The organism is Delftia deserti (assembly GCF_042653485.1).
GTDB lineage: Bacteria > Pseudomonadota > Gammaproteobacteria > Burkholderiales > Burkholderiaceae_C > Comamonas > Comamonas acidovorans.
Map to the genome: position 1 here is coordinate 1,500,566 of NZ_JBHSIH010000001.1, position 15,149 is coordinate 1,515,714.

Annotated in this window: 14 protein-coding genes and 2 pseudogenes; 12 read left to right on the forward strand and 4 right to left on the reverse strand. The window is 65.3% G+C overall.

Translation table 11 applies throughout. The features are described 5' to 3' along the window. Entirely contained in the window at positions 1–1,203 is a 1,203-nt protein-coding gene (locus tag ACFPFG_RS07230; protein WP_183018491.1) for a substrate-binding domain-containing protein, read from the reverse strand. 290 nt (positions 1,204–1,493) lie between these two features. Here ACFPFG_RS07230 and ACFPFG_RS07235 point away from each other — a divergent pair. After that, positions 1,494–1,685 (forward strand): annotated as a pseudogene (locus ACFPFG_RS07235) (DUF779 domain-containing protein); the annotation flags it as partial. Positions 1,686–1,703: 18 nt separating this feature from the next. Here the strand turns inward: ACFPFG_RS07235 and ACFPFG_RS07240 are convergent. Beyond that, a pseudogene (locus tag ACFPFG_RS07240) lies at positions 1,704–2,097 on the reverse strand (peroxiredoxin); the annotation flags it as partial. 188 nt (positions 2,098–2,285) lie between these two features. Here ACFPFG_RS07240 and ACFPFG_RS07245 point away from each other — a divergent pair. The 8 genes from ACFPFG_RS07245 to ACFPFG_RS07280 all read left to right on the forward strand — a co-directional run bounded on the left by ACFPFG_RS07245 (position 2,286) and on the right by ACFPFG_RS07280 (position 10,883). Continuing rightward, positions 2,286–3,896: an AMP-binding protein gene (locus tag ACFPFG_RS07245; protein WP_380105806.1), complete on the forward strand. Its 1,611-nt coding sequence runs from the start codon at positions 2,286–2,288 to the stop codon at positions 3,894–3,896. Then, positions 3,893–5,035 (forward strand): thiolase family protein, encoded by a 1,143-nt coding sequence (locus ACFPFG_RS07250; RefSeq protein WP_183018489.1) that lies wholly within the window; start codon positions 3,893–3,895, stop codon positions 5,033–5,035. The genes ACFPFG_RS07245 and ACFPFG_RS07250 overlap by 4 nt, the downstream gene beginning before the upstream one ends. Beyond that, a complete protein-coding gene (locus ACFPFG_RS07255; RefSeq protein ID WP_183018488.1) occupies positions 5,032–5,328 on the forward strand; it encodes a zinc ribbon domain-containing protein in 297 nt (98 codons plus the stop codon). Before ACFPFG_RS07250 ends, ACFPFG_RS07255 begins: the two co-directional genes overlap by 4 nt. Before the next feature lie 14 nt (positions 5,329–5,342). After that, positions 5,343–6,542 carry a dienelactone hydrolase family protein gene (locus ACFPFG_RS07260; RefSeq protein WP_183018487.1) on the forward strand — a complete coding sequence of 400 codons (1,200 nt, stop codon included), beginning with the start codon at positions 5,343–5,345 and terminating at the stop codon, positions 6,540–6,542. Positions 6,543–6,654: 112 nt separating this feature from the next. Continuing rightward, the gene (locus tag ACFPFG_RS07265) at positions 6,655–7,818 is read left to right on the forward strand and encodes a cupin domain-containing protein (protein WP_183018486.1); all 1,164 of its coding nucleotides are present in this window, start codon (positions 6,655–6,657) and stop codon (positions 7,816–7,818) included. Continuing rightward, on the forward strand, positions 7,809–8,720 hold the full coding sequence (locus tag ACFPFG_RS07270) for a fumarylacetoacetate hydrolase family protein (protein WP_183018485.1): 912 nt from the start codon (positions 7,809–7,811) through the stop codon (positions 8,718–8,720). Before ACFPFG_RS07265 ends, ACFPFG_RS07270 begins: the two co-directional genes overlap by 10 nt. 13 nt (positions 8,721–8,733) lie before the next feature. Continuing rightward, positions 8,734–9,789 (forward strand): carbon-nitrogen hydrolase family protein, encoded by a 1,056-nt coding sequence (locus ACFPFG_RS07275; RefSeq protein WP_380105810.1) that lies wholly within the window; start codon positions 8,734–8,736, stop codon positions 9,787–9,789. A 122-nt stretch (positions 9,790–9,911) separates the two neighbouring features. Then, positions 9,912–10,883, forward strand: coding sequence for a Bug family tripartite tricarboxylate transporter substrate binding protein (locus ACFPFG_RS07280; RefSeq protein WP_380105812.1), 972 nt, complete (start codon positions 9,912–9,914; stop codon positions 10,881–10,883). Between the two features lie 45 nt (positions 10,884–10,928). Here the strand turns inward: ACFPFG_RS07280 and ACFPFG_RS07285 are convergent, their stop codons facing one another. Then, positions 10,929–11,885, reverse strand: coding sequence for a PDR/VanB family oxidoreductase (locus ACFPFG_RS07285; RefSeq protein ID WP_183018482.1), 957 nt, complete (start codon positions 11,883–11,885; stop codon positions 10,929–10,931). 70 nt (positions 11,886–11,955) lie between these two features. On the opposite strand from ACFPFG_RS07285, the gene ACFPFG_RS07290 reads away from it, so the two are divergent. The 3 genes from ACFPFG_RS07290 to ACFPFG_RS07300 are packed head-to-tail and all read left to right on the forward strand — an operon-like array spanning position 11,956 to position 14,339. Beyond that, entirely contained in the window at positions 11,956–13,272 is a 1,317-nt protein-coding gene (locus tag ACFPFG_RS07290) for an aromatic ring-hydroxylating oxygenase subunit alpha (protein WP_197956893.1), read from the forward strand. A gap of 1 nt (position 13,273) precedes the next feature. Beyond that, a complete protein-coding gene (locus tag ACFPFG_RS07295) occupies positions 13,274–13,795 on the forward strand; it encodes an aromatic-ring-hydroxylating dioxygenase subunit beta (protein ID WP_183018480.1) in 522 nt (173 codons plus the stop codon). 10 nt (positions 13,796–13,805) lie between these two features. Next, positions 13,806–14,339, forward strand: a complete 534-nt coding sequence (locus ACFPFG_RS07300) for a V4R domain-containing protein (RefSeq protein ID WP_380105815.1) — start codon at positions 13,806–13,808, stop codon at positions 14,337–14,339. Here the strand turns inward: ACFPFG_RS07300 and ACFPFG_RS07305 are convergent. Further along, positions 14,336–15,088 (reverse strand): GntR family transcriptional regulator, encoded by a 753-nt coding sequence (locus ACFPFG_RS07305; protein ID WP_183018478.1) that lies wholly within the window; start codon positions 15,086–15,088, stop codon positions 14,336–14,338. The genes ACFPFG_RS07300 and ACFPFG_RS07305 overlap by 4 nt on opposite strands. Between the last annotated feature and the right edge of the window lie 61 nt (positions 15,089–15,149).

The following is a 15,149-nucleotide window of genomic DNA, read 5'->3' on the forward strand; positions in this document are numbered from 1 at the left end:
TCAACGGCCGTTGCGGATGGGGACCTGCATCTCCTCGGGCTTGATCTCGCGCACCAGCTCGGGCACGCCCCAGGCCAGCGCCGGGTCCACGCGGATCTTGAAGTGGTACATGCTCTGCAGGGCCTGGTGGTCTTCCTTGCGGAAGGTCATCTGGCCCTTGGGCGTGTCGAAGCTCATGCCCTCCATGGCCTTGATCAGCGTGTTGGTCTTGGTGTCTCCACCTGTCTTCTTGAGCGCCGTCACGATGGCCATGGCCGCAGAGAAACCGCCCGCCGTGAAGAAATCCGGTGGCGTCTTGTACTGCTTGTAGTGCATGGACACCAGGGCCTCGTTCACCGGGTTCTTGGGAATGCCGTAGTAGTAGTACGTGGCGCCCTCCATGCCCGGCAGATTCTTGTAGGCCGCCATGGCGGGCAGGATGTTGCCACCCGTGGCGATCTCGATCCCGTAGCGCTTGAGATCCATGTCCGCGATCTTGAACGGATTGCCCGCCCCGGCCCACACGATCCAGATGATCTTCCGGCCCGGCTGGTCCTTGAGCTTGTCGATCAGCCGCTGCGCCCCTGCCGTGAAATCCGTGGTGGCGGCAGGCAGGTACTCCTCATGCGCCAGCTTGCCCTTCTTGATGGAGTCCTTGAAGGCCTTCACCCCGTCGCGGCCGAAGGCGTTGTCCTGGGCCAGCGTGGCAATCGTCACGCCCGCCCTGTCGATGGCCACCGCATTGCTGATGGCGTCCTGGCTGGAATTGCGGCCCGTGCGGAAGATGTACTTGTTCCACTTGTCGCCCGTGATCGAATCGGCCACGGCCGGCTCCACCAGCAGGATCTTCTTGTACTCCTCGGCCACCGGCAGCATCGCCAGCGCCACGCCGGACGACGTGGGCCCCACGGCCAGATCGGCCTTGTCATCGGAATACGCCGTGGCCAGCAGGCTCTTGCCCAGGTCGGGCTTGCCCTGGTCGTCCTTCTCGATCACCACCAGCTTTTTGCCATTCACCGCCATGCTGCCGCCCGTGGCGTACTCCAGCCCCATCAGCAACCCGGCCTGGGTCTGCTTGCCATAGGCCTCCAGCGCGCCGGTCTTGCTGTAGACGTGGGCAATGCGGATCTCGCCCTGCTGGGCCATGGCGGCAGGAGCCGCAGCGGCCATGGTGGCCATGGCGGAGAGTGCGAGGGCGGAATGCAGGAAGGGGCGGCGTTGCATGGTGTGTCTCCTTGGGTTGGCGGCTGGGCTGGCGCCCGCTGCTTTTGTGGGGAGGGACCATGCATGCTTTGTGCCAGGCACGGCCAGGGGGCGCAATGCCAGGAACGGCCTTGCGCCCCTGGGCCGCGCGCCGCGGGCACGGGCCGGGCATGGCCTGCGAGTGTCCGACCATTGAACAGATTCATTGTCTTGACTTCAGACAGTTGCCTGAATCCGATACAGGGCAAACCATGAACCCCTGGTACCCCGGCATCTTTCCCTGCAACAGTACGGAGATGCCACTGCGCCAAGCTTCGAAGTACATCGGCAATTCCCAGTACGAACACTGGAAGCACACCCAGCTCATCCTGGACGTGATCGAGGGCCAGGGCGGCAGCTTCTCGCTGGAGGGCAGCACGGGCAAGGCCTTCCACGCACGCTCCAGGCTGTTCACGGACGAGGAATTCGCCGAGATCCTGGCCAGCGAGGGCGGCAGCCCCTGACAGCGGCTGCGCGGCGGGCTACTTGCCGGCCAGCCGCTTGACCGCGGCCTCGGTCTGGCGCACATGCTCGTCCGGGTCCGAGCCGATGTGCACGAAGCGGACCTTGCCGTCCCGGCCGATCACGCAGGAGATGCGGTCGGCGCGCTGGAGGTCGGCGGCGGCCGAGGCGTCGTAGGCGCGGATGGTCTGCGCCTGCGGGTCCGATGCCACGGCGAACTGGTCGCGGCAGGCCTCGGTGGAAAAGCGCTTGAGCGTATCGATGTCGTCATGCGACATGCCCACCACCGTCGCGCCCATGGCCGCGAAACGCGGCATGGCCTCGACAAAGGCGTGGGCTTCCATGGTGCAGCCCTGGGTGAAGGCCTTGGGGGAAGAAGTACAGCACCACCGGCCCCTTCTTGAGCGTGGAGGCCCGATTGTGACCAATCGCGCCGCTCGAAGCACAGCCCCCTTCCACAAGACCGCACTTGAAGGCCTTCGACCGCAGCCACAAGGACACATTCAAAGATCCGCGTGACCCGCAGGTACAGGAAAAATCCGTTGATGACATTAAAAATATACAATATACTTTTTATCAACAAACCACGAAGCCAACAACTTATGCCGACATCTTTTCCCTTGTGTCCCGATGCCGCGCAACGGCATCTCATCCCCTTGCTGCACCAGCGCATCGCCGCCGCGCCCCACTCCGTCCTGCTCAGCCAGGAGGAGCGCGATTTCACGGCCGAAGAACTGCTGGCCGCAGCCAGCGTGTTCGCACGGGCCTTTGCCGCAGCGGGGCTGAAGGCAGGCGACCGCGTCGCCCTGCAGTGTGGCAACCGCCCTGAATTCCTGTTCGTTCTCACGGCCTGCGCGCTGGCCGGCCTGGTCCTGGTCCCCATCAATACCGCGTCACGCGGCAGCCAACTCGCCTACTACATGAGGAACTCTCGGGCAAGCGTGCTTTTGACCGAACCTTCACTGTTTGACCATATCACCAGCGCGCAGCTGGCCGATCCGGACAGCCTGTCCGGCCTGCATGCCATCTGGTCCCTGGATGCCCATGCGCCCGTCGCCACGCTGCCCGGCCTGTCGCCCTTCGCGGACGCGGCCCTGGCCGAGGACATCCCGGCCCACGCGCCCCATGCGCCGGCGCCGGCCGTAGTGATCTACACCTCCGGCACCTCGGGCCCGTCCAAGGGCGTCATCTGCTCGCACGCACAGCTGTACTGGTGGGGGCATCACTCGCTGCGCAACATCGGCATCGATTCTCAGGATGTGCTCTACACCTGTCTGCCGCTCTTTCATATCAATGCACTCAACACCTTCTACCAGGCACTGCTCAGCGGAGGACGCATCGCGCTGGGTGCCAGGTTCTCGGTATCGCAGTTCTTCCTCGAACTGGCAAGCACGCAGGCCACGGTCACCTTCCTGCTCGGAGCCATGGTGGCGATGCTGCTGTCGCGGGCACCCGACGGCAGCGAGAAAGCGCACCGTGTTCGTACTGCGCTGGCGCCGGGCGCTTCCGCGCAGCACTACGCGCTCTTCGAGCAGCGTACCGGAATCCGCATGCTCGACGGCTTCGGCTCGACAGAGACCAGTTTCGTGATCTGCACCCCGCATGACGCCTCGCGCCCGGGCTGGATGGGCACGCTGGCGCAAGGCTTCCAGGCCCGCGTCGTGGACGAGCATGACAACGAAGTGCCCCATGGCACGCCAGGCGAACTGATCTTGCGCAGCGAGCAGCCCTACGCCTTTGCATCAGGCTACCTGGACATGCCCGACAAGACGGTCGAGGCCTGGCGCAATCTGTGGTTCCATACCGGCGACCGGGTGCTGCGCGACGAGGATGGCTATTTCAGGTTCCTGGACCGCATCAAGGACAGCATCCGCCGCCGCGGCGAGAACATCTCATCCTACGAGGTCGAGCAGGTGCTCCACTCGCATCCAGCCGTGGCCGAGGTGGCTGCCTATGCGGTGGCCTCGGAGCTGGCGGAAGACGAAGTGATGTGCGCACTCGTGCTGCGCGACGGCTGCACCATCGATCCGCTGGCGCTGGTCATGTGGTGCGAGCCCCGCCTGCCCTATTACGCCGTTCCGCGTTTTCTTCGCATCACGCACGAGCTGCCCAAGACCGAGAACGGAAAAATCCAGAAGTACAAGCTCAGGGCCGAAGGGCGCACGCCCGACACCTGGGATCTGGCCAGCAGCGGCCATGTGGTGAAGCGATGAATCACGCGCTGATCCAGGGAGCGGTCGAAATCCCCTATGCCCGCCGCACGACCGAATCCACCACCCACTGGCTGGGACAGGCCTTCGAAGCCCTGGTGCAACAGCACGGGTTCGAGGCCAGCCGCATCGATGGCCTGGGCGTGGCGTCCTTCACGCTGCGACCGGACCGCTGCATCGACCTGGCCTGGCGTCTGGGGCTGCAGCTTTCCTGGTTCATGGATGACGGCAACGGCGGCGTTTCGGGTTTGAACCTGCTGCAGCACGCCATCGCCGCCATCGAGACCGGGCAGGCCCGCAACATCGTGCTGCTGGCGGGCGATGCTTTTCAGGCGTCGGAGTTCCAGGACCTTTCGGCCAACTACAACCGCACCACGCAGACCCTGCTCAGGCCGCTGGGCATCGCCAATCCCAACACGCTGTTCGCTCTGCTGACCCAACGCCACATGGCGCGGGAAGGCCTGTCGCGAAGCGACTACGGGCAGTTGGTACTGGCCCAGCGCCGCCATGCCAGCCGCAATCCCCAGGCTGTCTACCGCAGCGCAATGTCCATGGACGACTACCTGAACGCGGCGCCCGTGGCCGATCCGCTGGTGATCTACGACTGCGTACCCGTCGTTGCGGGAGCCAACGCCATCCTGATCAGCCATGCCGACGAAGTGGCCCGGCGCGCCGGCTGTGTGCGCGTGCGCTCCCTGCAGGCCTGCCACAACCATGACGGCCAGCAAGGCGACGGCCTGTCCACCGGACTGTCCCGGGTGGCTGGCCAACTGTTCTCACAGGCCGGCTGCAACGTTGGCGACATCGACCTGTGGTCGGTCTATGACGACTATCCGGTCATGTCGCTGGTGCAGTTGCAGGACCTGGGTCTCATCGAGGCAGGCGGCCTGCAGCGTTTTCTCCGGGAGGCCGTGCCCCAGGACCGGATCGCCGTCAACACGTCGGGCGGCCAACTGTCCGCGGGCCAGGCCGGAACCGCAGGAGGCATGCACGGGCTGGTCGAGGCGGTGCGCCAATTGGGCGGGCGCTGCGGCGAACGCCAGTTGGCCCGTGCCCGCACCGCCCTGGTCTCGGGCTATGGAATGGTCGAGTACCGATATGGCATGTGCGCCAACGCCACCATTTTGGAGGGTCTGGAATGAGCCTGTACATCAACGCCTGCCTCGGCTGCGGCGCCCAGCATTTCCCCGCCCGCCTTCGCTGCCCGCATTGCGGCGGCAGGGCCTTCAAGGCGCAATCGGTCCGCGAAGCCAGGGTGACCGGCGTGGTCCGGGCGCATCGCCTGCCCAATGCCTGCCCGTGGAACTGCCTGGTCGAACTATGCACGGCCGGGGGCGTCACGCTGCTGGCGGCCTCTGCCCACGCGCCGCCGCCCGGCAGCCTGGTGGGCCTGTCCCAAAGCGCGGATGGAGCCATCGTCGTTTCCGCAACCTGAAAAGAGACCATCCCATGACCCACCTCACTCCCATCGGCGGCGAAGGACTTGGCGCCTATGTGGCGCTTCCTGCAGCCGGCACCGGCCCACTGCTCGTGGTCCTGCAGGAAATCTTCGGCGTCAACGCGAATATCCGCGCCCTGTGTGACGAGTATGCGCAGGAAGGGTATGTGGCGATCGCCCCAGACCTGTTCTGGCGTCAGGGCCGTGGCATCGACATAGACCCCTCCTCAGAGCAGGCCATGGACCGCGCCCTGGCCCTGCTCGCGTCCTTCGACGACGCCCAGGCCATGCAGGACATCACGGCAAGCATCGCTTTCGCACAGCACCTCCATGGCTGCCCTCGCAGCGTGGCGGCCGTTGGCTACTGTCTGGGCGGGCGACTCGCCCTGCGCTCGCTGTTCGACACGGCCGTCACTGCTTCGGTCTCCTACTACGGGGTGGGACTGGAGACATTGGCGACCCGCCCGCTGCCCGCCGGCAAATCGGCATTGCTGCATGTTCCGCAGCAGGACATCTACTGCTCCGCGCCCGTGCAAGCCACGATCCGCGAGGCCGCGCGGGGGCCCCTGAAAGCCCATTTCTATCCTGGTTGCGACCATGCCTTCGCGCGCGCGGGATCGCCCCATTTCCATGCCGACAGCGCGCGCCTGGCCCACGATCGGACCATGAATTTCCTGGTGCCGCGCGTGGGGCCCGCCTATGACCTGGAGGCCCTTTGGGAGGCACATCTGGACTACGAATTCACCACGCGCGATGTGGACCTGACCATGTCCACCATGGTGGACCAGCCCTATGTCAACCACATCCCCACCATGACGGGCGGCGTGGGCTATGCCGACCTGCGGCGCTTCTACAAGGACTACTTCATCAACGCCAACCCCGAGGACACGGGACAGATCACGGTCTCGCGCACCCAGGGCGTGCGCCAGATCGTGGATGAGGTCATCTTCAGCTTCACGCATGACCGGCGCATCGAATGGCTGCTGCCCGGCGTGGCGCCCACGGGCCGCAGGCTGCGCTTCGGCCTGGTGGGGGTGGTGCGCTTCAAGGGCGACAAGCTATGCCACGAGCACATCTACTGGGACCAGGCATGCGTCCTGGTCCAGGCCGGGCTGCTGGACAGGGCAGGCCTGCCCGTGGTCGGGGCCGAAGGCGCCGACAAGATCACCGACAACGGCATCCCCAGCAACCGCCTCATCGCGGGCTGGTGAATTCCGGGCAAACCCTGTCAAGGCAAATTCCTACGCCTCGAATAAAAGAATACAGTATTCTTTTTAACAGCATAAGCATGCCCCTAACTCCCGTGCACGCCAAGGAGCGAAGATGAGTACACAGACCCCCTACGACAGCTACCGCGAGGACGTGGCCGGACGCGCCAACGTACAGGACACCCCCGAGCTGGTGGCCTACTACAGGGACCTGGAGCGGTTTGAAGCCGGCGCACTGTGGACCGTGGCCAACAAGATCGAACCCTGGCAGCCCGCTTCCGTATCGGTGCCGACGCTGTGGCGCTACCGGGATCTGCGCGAACATGTGCTGCGCTCCGTGGCCCTGGTCACGCCCGAAAAGGCAGGCCGCAGGGTGATCTACCTGAACAACCCGGGACGCCGGGATGTCTCGGCTGCCGTGGGCTGGCTGTACTCCGGCCTGCAGGTGATGTACCCCGGGGAATGCGCCTCCACGCACCGGCATTCGGCTTCTGCGCTGCGCTTCATCATGGAAGGCAGCGGGGCCTACACCATCGTCGACGGCCACAAGATGACGCTGGGCGCCAACGACTTCGTTCTCACGCCCAACGGCACCTGGCACGAGCATGGCGTGGCGGAGCAGGGAACCCCCTGCATCTGGCAAGACGGCCTGGATATTCCCTTCGTGAACGCGCTCGAGGCCAACTTCTACGAAGTCCACCCCGACCTTCACCAGCAGGTGGCCTACCCAGTGGACGACTCCAGCCATGCCTGGAGCGGCACCGCGCTGCAGCCGCACGGACATTCATGGAATAAGTCCTACTCGCCGCTGTTCAAGTACGAATGGGGTCCGACCTATGAATCCCTGCGCCGCCTTGCCCAGGTCAGCGAAGGCTCGAAGTTCGACGGTGCCCTGATGCACTACGTCAATCCGCTGACCGGTGGCCCCGTGATGCCCACCATCGGCGCGAGCATGCAATTGCTGCGGCCGCAGCAGCATACCCAGGCCCACCGCCACACCGGCAGCTACCTGTACCAGGTGGCCAAGGGTGAGGGCTACTCCGTCATCAACGGCAGGCGCTTCGACTGGCGCGAGCGCGATATTTTCTGCGTCCCGTCCTGGGCCTGGCACGAGCACGCCAATACCCAGGCCACCGAGGACGCCTGCCTTTTTAGCTTCAGCGACCTGCCGGTAATGAAGGCCCTGGGCCTGTACCGAGAGGAAGGCCTGGGCACCAACGGCGGCCATCAATCCATCGAATCCCACCCCACCTTTACTACGGAACACCCATGCGCCTAGTTACCTACCGCCCCTGCGTTGTCGACGCCGCCCGACTGGGCGTGATCCAGGGCGATGAAATCGTCGATGTCCAACGCCTGGCCGCCAGCCAGGGCGCAGAGCTGCCGTCCTGCATGCTCGCGCTGATCGATCTCGGGCCTGCGGCCCTGCGTTCGCTGCAGCGCATGCTGGATGCCGCCCGCGGCACCTGGCCTCCAGGCTGCTGCGTGCCCACCGTGAACGTGCAGTTGCTCGCGCCCATCCCCCGCCCGCGCAAGAACATCTTCGGCATCGGTCTGAACTACGTCGAGCATGTAGCCGAATCCAGCCGCACGCTGGACACTTCGCGGGATCTGCCCGCACAACCCGTCATCTTCTCCAAGCCGCCCACAACGGTCATCGGCCCCGGCGAACCGATCCGTCACAACGCCGACATCACGCAACAGATGGACTGGGAAGTGGAGCTCGCCGCCATCATCGGCCGACGCGCCAGCCGCGTCGGCGCCGACACGGCCCTGCAGTACATCTTCGGCTACAGCGTCATGATCGACATCAGTGCCCGCGACTGCCGCCGGGCCGGGCAGTGGATCTACTCCAAGGGCCAGGACAGCTACGGCCCCTTTGGCCCCTGCATCGTCACCGCCGACGAAATACCCGATCCCCAGGTCCTGGACCTGTGGCTCACCGTCAATGGCGAAACCAAGCAGCAGTCCAACACGCGCCACATGCTGTTCAAGGTCAACCAGCTGGTGGCGGACATCAGCGCCGGCATAACTCTGGAGCCCGGCGACATCATCGCCACCGGCACACCCGAGGGCGTGGGCGCCGGCCGCACCCCTCAGGAGTGGCTGGTACCCGGCGACGTGGTCGTGGCCTGCATCGAGAAAATCGGCCAGATCCGCCATCCGGTCATTGCCGTCTGAACAGGAGGACTCCATGCCCAAGCATGCCCCATTCAAGGTGGCCGCCGTACAGGCCAGCCCGGTTTTCCTGGACACCGCAGCGACGGTAGACAAAGCCTGCCGCCTGATTCGAGAGGCAGCCGCCGGCGGCGCGCAACTGGTACTCTTCCCCGAAGTCTTTGTGTCCGCCTATCCCTACTGGAGCTGGATCGGCAGCCCCATCGCCGCCGGCCCATGGTTCCAGAGACTGTGCGAATCAGCCGTGGAGGTGCCCGGTCCCGAGGTGGCGCACATCGCTCAGGCCGCACGCGAATGCGGCCTGCATGTTGCCATCGGCATCAATGAGCGCGCGCCGCGCAGCCTGACCACGATCTACAACACCATGCTGCTGATCGGACCCAACGGCCAGTTGCTGGGCCGCCACCGCAAGCTGGTGCCGACCTGGGCCGAAAAGCTGACATGGACTCCCGGCGACGGCGCGGGCCTGCGTGTGCACGACACCGCCCTGGGCCCCATCGGCATGCTGGCCTGTGGAGAGAACACCAACACCCTGGCGCGCTTTGCGCTGCTGGCCCAGGGCGAGCTGGTGCACCTGGCAAGCTATATCTCGCTGCCCGTGGCGCCTCCGGACTACGACATGGCCGAGGCCATCAAGGTTCGGGCCATGGCCCATTCGTTCGAAGGCAAGGTCTACACCGTCGTCTCCTGCTCGACCATCTCGACCGAAACCATCGCGCAGATGGAGCAGGCCTTCCCGGGATCGGCCGCGCTTCTGGGCCGTGGCAACAGCGCGTTCTCGGGCGTGATCGGCCCGGACGGCCGCGTGCTCGGCCAGCCGTTGATCGATGCCGAAGGCATCGTCTATGCCGACATCGATCTCGCACGTTGCATACAGCCCCGCCAGATGCATGACATCACGGGCCACTACAACCGCTTCGACGTGTTCGACCTTCGCGTCAACCGCCGCAGCCTGGCCCCAGCCACCTTCCATGACGGCGATCCCGCCGCGCTGCCCGAACTGCTCGCGGCGCAGCCGCCCCTCGCCTCCGCACCGGGCGAGGCAGACCGCAACACAGGACACAACGACTAGAACAGCACGCCACGTCACCCGGCCACAACGCATGGCCGGAATGTTCGCCACCGCTTCGCGGCCCCTTACCGCGAAGGGGCCGGGCAATGCCCGGCCGCAAAGAACCACCACGGAGACCCCTGATGAAAACCGCCCTCAAGTCCCTCGCCTGCATCGTGGCCGCTGTGGCCAGCCTCGGCGCCATGGCGCAAGGCCCCTACCCGTCCAGGCCGATCAAGATGGTGATCCCCTTTCCTCCTGGCGGCGCCGTCGATGTGCTGGTACGCACCATCGGCCCGCAACTGAGCGCCGAACTGGGCCAGCCCATCGTCGTGGACAACCGGCCCGGAGGAGGCGCCCAGATCGGCGCCTCCTCCGTACTCAACGCGCCGGCCGACGGCTACTCCGTCTTCGTGGCCGAGATCGGGGCGTTCGCCATCAATCCCAGCCTGTACAAGAACCTCAGCTACCAGCCCACGCGCGACTTCGAAGGCGTGGCCATGCTGGTACGCACACCCATGGTGATGTACAGCGGCAAGGCGGGCAAGTTCCACGGCGTTTCCGCCTTGAAGGATGCCCTCGCCTCCGGCAGGGAGCTCAGCTATGGCTCCTTCGGCCCAGGCACCGCACCGCACATCCTGGGCCATCTGCTGTCGCGCAGCGTCCCCGGGGCCAGGCTGCTGCATGTTCCCTACAAAGGCGCACCGCCGGCCTTCCAGGCCATCATGGCCAACGAGATCGACCTGCTGTTCGACGGCGTGCCAGGTACGCTGAACATGGTGCACAATGGCAAGGCCGTCCCGCTGGCGGTAGCCGCACCTCAGCGCAGCGAGTTCCTGCCCCAGGTTCCAACGACCACCGAAATCGGCTTTCCGGCGATGCAAATGGACCTGTGGATAGGCGCGACAGTCAAAAAGGGCACGCCTCCGGACATCATCAACCGCCTGCATGCCGCCATCGAAAAGGCCCTGAGCCTGCCCGATATCTGGAAGAAGCTCTCGGACCTGGGCTACAGCCGCACGCCCATGGCGCCAGCGCAGTTCAACGCCTTCATCGAATCAGAAAGCCACCGCTACCGCCCCATCATCCAGGAGACAGGCGTGGTGGTTGACTGATGACCGCAGCGGGATCGCCCAGCGTCGATCCCGCCCGGGCCGGCCTCACAGATCAATGCGAAGCACGGCATCCAGGGAGCGCGAGCAGCAGGGCGTGAAGCATCGCTCGCGCATGGCCTCATCCAGGCATTGGTCCCTGTGATCAGGCCGCCCTTCGAGCACATCGGTGATGCAGGTCCCGCACACCCCCTGCTCGCAGGACGCAGGCAAGTCCACGCCGGCCTCATGGACCACGCTCATCACGCTGCGGTCGGCGGGGACATCCAGCGTCAGCCCGCTGCGCACCAGAACCAGCTTGAAGGCCCGGGCGCCGGCCACCTCCAAGGGCTGCGCCGAGAACCGCTCGCTGTGCAGGCGCTCCTCACCCCAGCCCATGGCCCGGGCCGTCGACAGCGCCGTGTCGATAAGGCCCGCAGGTCCGCACACATAAAGATGCGCGCCCGCGCGCGGTGCACCCAGCAGACGGTCCAGGTCGAGTTGCCGCGCCGGTTCCGCATCGTCGAAGTACAGCCGGCTGCATGCGGCGAGCGGACCCACCGTCAGTTCCTCGCGAAAGGCGCAGCGGGCAGGCTTGCGATTGGCATAGTGAAGTTCCCAGGACCGGCCCAGGTGCTGCAGGCGGCGCGCCATGGCCAGCATGGGCGTGATTCCGATGCCGCCGGCAACCAGCACGGAGTGCGGCGCTGCCTCATCGAGCGCAAATAGATTGGTCGGCCCACGGGCCTGCAACAGATCCCCCTGGTGAATGTTTTCATGGACCGCACGCGAGCCGCCGCGGGACATCGGATCCAGATGGACGGCCAGTTGGTACCGGTGGCGCTCCTCGGGGTCGTTGCACAGCGAATAGGCCCGCGACAGGCCTCCCGGCAGATCCAGTTGGAGGTGCGCGCCCGCCGTGAAGGCAGGCAGCAGGCCTGCGCCCGCAGCCTGCAATTCCAGCAAGACGATGGATTCGGCGATCAGCCGCTTGTCGACGACACAAAGTTTCAGATCGGGTTCCATGGAGTGAGGTAAATTTGTCTATAACAGAATACAGTATACTATTAATGCACAAACAACGCCGCCTCCAACCATGAACACTTCCTCCGAGTCCCTTCTCTCCCATATCGTGCAGGCGGACCGCGTGCACCGCGACGCCTACACCAGTGAAGCTTTGTTCGAACAGGAGCAGCGCCGCTTCTTCGCAGCGACCTGGAACTTCGTCGCGCATGCAAGCCAGCTCCCCGAAAGCGGCGACTACGTCACCCTGGATCTCGCGGGAAGGCCGCTGCTCGTGGTGCGCCAGGCAGATGCAGGCATCGGCGTCTTCTACAACCGCTGCGCGCACAAGGGCACCAAGCTCTACACCAATGAGCGCGGCCATGCAGGCAGGGTACTGCAATGCGGCTACCACGCCTGGAGCTATCGCCTGGACGGCAGCACCATGGGCATACCGCTTCGGCAGGAGTACGCGCAATCGTCCCTGTCTCAGTGCCAGGCAGGCCGCGGCCTGTCGCGCGTGGGAGCGGTCGCCGTCCATCGGGATTTCATCTTCGTGCGCCTCGATGAACAGGGCATGGGCTTCGAGGAATACTTCGGCGCGTCGCTGCAATGGCTGGACAACATGGCCGACCGCTCCCCCACCGGGAAGCTGACCGTGGCGGGTGGCATCGTCCGCAGCACCATCCGGTGCAACTGGAAGATGTACCTGGAGAACATCAACGACACCATCCACCCGGTATCCACCCACGAATCCGCGGGCAAGGCCGCCAAGATCATCTGGAGCCATCAGCCCGAAGGCCAGGAGATGCCCCTCTCCATGGAGCAGATGCTGCCCTTCGCCTCGGGCTACGACTTCTTCAGCCGCATGGACGCCGAGCTCTATCCCCACGGCCACAGCGCCCTGGCAGTGAACTTCAGCACCCACACCGGCTATGCCTATCCCCAGCCCTACCTGGATGCGCTGGCCCAGGCCCATGGCCTTGGGCATGCCGAGCAGGTGCTGGCCAGGGCTCCGCAAAACTCCGTCCTCTATCCCAGCATCGCGGTCAAGGGGGCCCCGCTGGTGATGCGCGTCATCCGGCCCCTGGCGGTGGACCGCACGCTGGTCGAAGCCTGGAGCTTGCGCGCCGAGGGCGCGCCGGATCTGTTGCACGAGCGTGCCATGACCTACAACCGACTGGTCTTCTCACCCATGTCCATCGTCGCCCACGACGATATCCACCTGTTCGAGAGCGTTCAGCAAGGCCTGAAGGCCCAGGGCAACGAATGGGTGAGCCTGCACCGGGGCTCAGCTCCCGGCCACGAGGAAGTGACGGAGCCGACACCCTGCAAGGGCACCAGCGAGCAGCTGATGCGCAACCAGTTCCAGGCCTGGGCCCGCTTCATGGGCTCGGCGCAGGAGATCTGAAATGACGACGCCTCACACCGACATCGACCCCGTCCGATTCGTGCTGGACGAAGCCCGCCTTCTCAATGACGCGCGCTATGACGACTGGCTGGCCCTGTTCGCACCGGACGGCCACTACTGGGTGCCCCTGGCCGGCGATCGCCAGCCCGATCCTTTTGCCCATGCCTCCATCGCCTATGAAGACCGGCTGCTGCTGGCCACGCGCATCCGGCGCCTGCAGGGCCCGCGCGCGCATTCGCTCGAGCCCGGCGTGCGCGGCCTGCATGTGCTGCAGCAGCCTCGCGTGGAAACCGCCAGCGGCAATACTGATGGGAACGGCGATGGGAATGGTGATGAAGATACCGGATGGCAGGTCTACACGCCCTTTCTCTATATCGAGGTCTGCGGCGCGCATCGGTCCACGCTGGCCGGCACATGGCGCCACCGGCTGCGCAACACATCGTCAGGACTGCAAATCGTGCTCAAGCGCACCGACCTTGTGAACGCCTCTTTCGCCCACGAGGCGATCCAGCTGTTTCCATGAGGGCATCCCGATGACAAGCACTTGCCTGCAACTGCACCAGCGGCTGCTTTTCGATCTGGCAGCCGGGCAGGTGCTGGATGGTCCGCGGCGCTATGTGCTCATGCGGGCAGATGTGCTGATGGGAGCCTTCGACCATTTCCCACAGCCGGCGCGCGAGCAGGCCCTGCAGGCCCTGGGCACCTCCGTCACCCGGTTCGGAGCGGACAGCGTGCGCGCCTACCTCGCGCAGGTCGGGCCGGATGCGCTGCTGCAGGCCATGGTGCAAGGGTCCGCATCCCTGGGCTGGGGCAGCTGGACATTCAGGCGCGACGGCACCGGACTTTGGCTGGAGGTGCGCAACAGCCCCTTCGCTGCGGGCAGCCGGCACCGCGATGGCGGCCCCGTCTGCCATGCCATTGCAGGCATGCTGGAGGCGGTCGCGCAGACGCTGGAACAGGCCCCGATGCGGGTGCGCGAGGTCCGCTGCGCGGCTTGCGAAGAGCCTGGCGGGCCTGCGATCTGCCTGTTCCATGCCAGGCCCGCCTCGCCGGAGCCTGCACACTAGCCTTGGCGCGAGCGCCTGCGCGGCGCCGCCGGCTCCTGCGCGGGCGCCGTGCCCTTTTGATCCAGCTCGGACTGCAGCTTGGCATAGTAGGAGGCGGCCGATGCCCGCAGATTGTGGGCCACCTTGTCTTTCACGTCCTCCGGATCCTGTTTCAGGAATGCCTCCAGGATTTCCTTGGTGCGTGCCAGGGAGAGGGCCCGGTATTCCTTGTCCTTGAGCGTGGCCAATCGAACCACCTGCGCATGGTCGCGCAGGCGGTTGATCACCTGCACCAGGCGATCGTTGGGCACCATCTCCACCCAGGCCGTCCAGAACGCCCAATTGGCGCTGATGTATCCCAGTACATCGGCCTTCTGGTGGGCGCGGTCCGCCTGGTCGACGGCCGCCTTCATCCGACCCAGGCCCTCCACCGTGGCATGGCTGCACGAGGCTGCGGCCGCCGTGGGCTCCAGCAACAGCCTGATCTCGAACATGTTGGCAATATCTTCCGGGGTGAACTGCGGCAGCACGAAGCCGCGCGAGGTCCCCTCCAGATATCCCTCGTTCTTGAGCTGCAGCAGCGCCTCACGCACCGGCATGCGTGAGACCTTGAGCTGGGCGGCGAGCTCGTTGTCGATCAACCGATCATTGAAGGTGATCTCGCCGCGGTACATCCTGTCCCTCAGGACTGCGTATACCTGGTCACGAATATTCTGTTTCGGCAACTCGCCCGCATTGAGCACGGGCACCTTGAACGAGGCGGCAAGCATAGATTCCCTGTTTCCTTTGCTAGCGCTTCATTGTGCCAGCAGCGTCAGCGTGTGAGAACTC

Excerpts from the sequence above, each read along its gene's own strand:
- ACFPFG_RS07230 (WP_183018491.1), bottom strand. The coding sequence starts at position 1,203 with ATGCAACGCCGCCCCTTCCTGCATTCCGCCCTCGCACTCTCCGCCATG.
- ACFPFG_RS07245 (WP_380105806.1), top strand. The coding sequence starts at position 2,286 with ATGCCGACATCTTTTCCCTTGTGTCCCGATGCCGCGCAACGGCATCTC.
- ACFPFG_RS07250 (WP_183018489.1), top strand. The coding sequence starts at position 3,893 with ATGAATCACGCGCTGATCCAGGGAGCGGTCGAAATCCCCTATGCCCGC.
- ACFPFG_RS07255 (WP_183018488.1), top strand. The coding sequence starts at position 5,032 with ATGAGCCTGTACATCAACGCCTGCCTCGGCTGCGGCGCCCAGCATTTC.
- ACFPFG_RS07260 (WP_183018487.1), top strand. The coding sequence starts at position 5,343 with ATGACCCACCTCACTCCCATCGGCGGCGAAGGACTTGGCGCCTATGTG.
- ACFPFG_RS07265 (WP_183018486.1), top strand. The coding sequence starts at position 6,655 with ATGAGTACACAGACCCCCTACGACAGCTACCGCGAGGACGTGGCCGGA.
- ACFPFG_RS07270 (WP_183018485.1), top strand. The coding sequence starts at position 7,809 with ATGCGCCTAGTTACCTACCGCCCCTGCGTTGTCGACGCCGCCCGACTG.
- ACFPFG_RS07275 (WP_380105810.1), top strand. The coding sequence starts at position 8,734 with ATGCCCAAGCATGCCCCATTCAAGGTGGCCGCCGTACAGGCCAGCCCG.
- ACFPFG_RS07280 (WP_380105812.1), top strand. The coding sequence starts at position 9,912 with ATGAAAACCGCCCTCAAGTCCCTCGCCTGCATCGTGGCCGCTGTGGCC.
- ACFPFG_RS07285 (WP_183018482.1), bottom strand. The coding sequence starts at position 11,885 with ATGGAACCCGATCTGAAACTTTGTGTCGTCGACAAGCGGCTGATCGCC.
- ACFPFG_RS07290 (WP_197956893.1), top strand. The coding sequence starts at position 11,956 with ATGAACACTTCCTCCGAGTCCCTTCTCTCCCATATCGTGCAGGCGGAC.
- ACFPFG_RS07295 (WP_183018480.1), top strand. The coding sequence starts at position 13,274 with ATGACGACGCCTCACACCGACATCGACCCCGTCCGATTCGTGCTGGAC.
- ACFPFG_RS07300 (WP_380105815.1), top strand. The coding sequence starts at position 13,806 with ATGACAAGCACTTGCCTGCAACTGCACCAGCGGCTGCTTTTCGATCTG.
- ACFPFG_RS07305 (WP_183018478.1), bottom strand. The coding sequence starts at position 15,088 with ATGCTTGCCGCCTCGTTCAAGGTGCCCGTGCTCAATGCGGGCGAGTTG.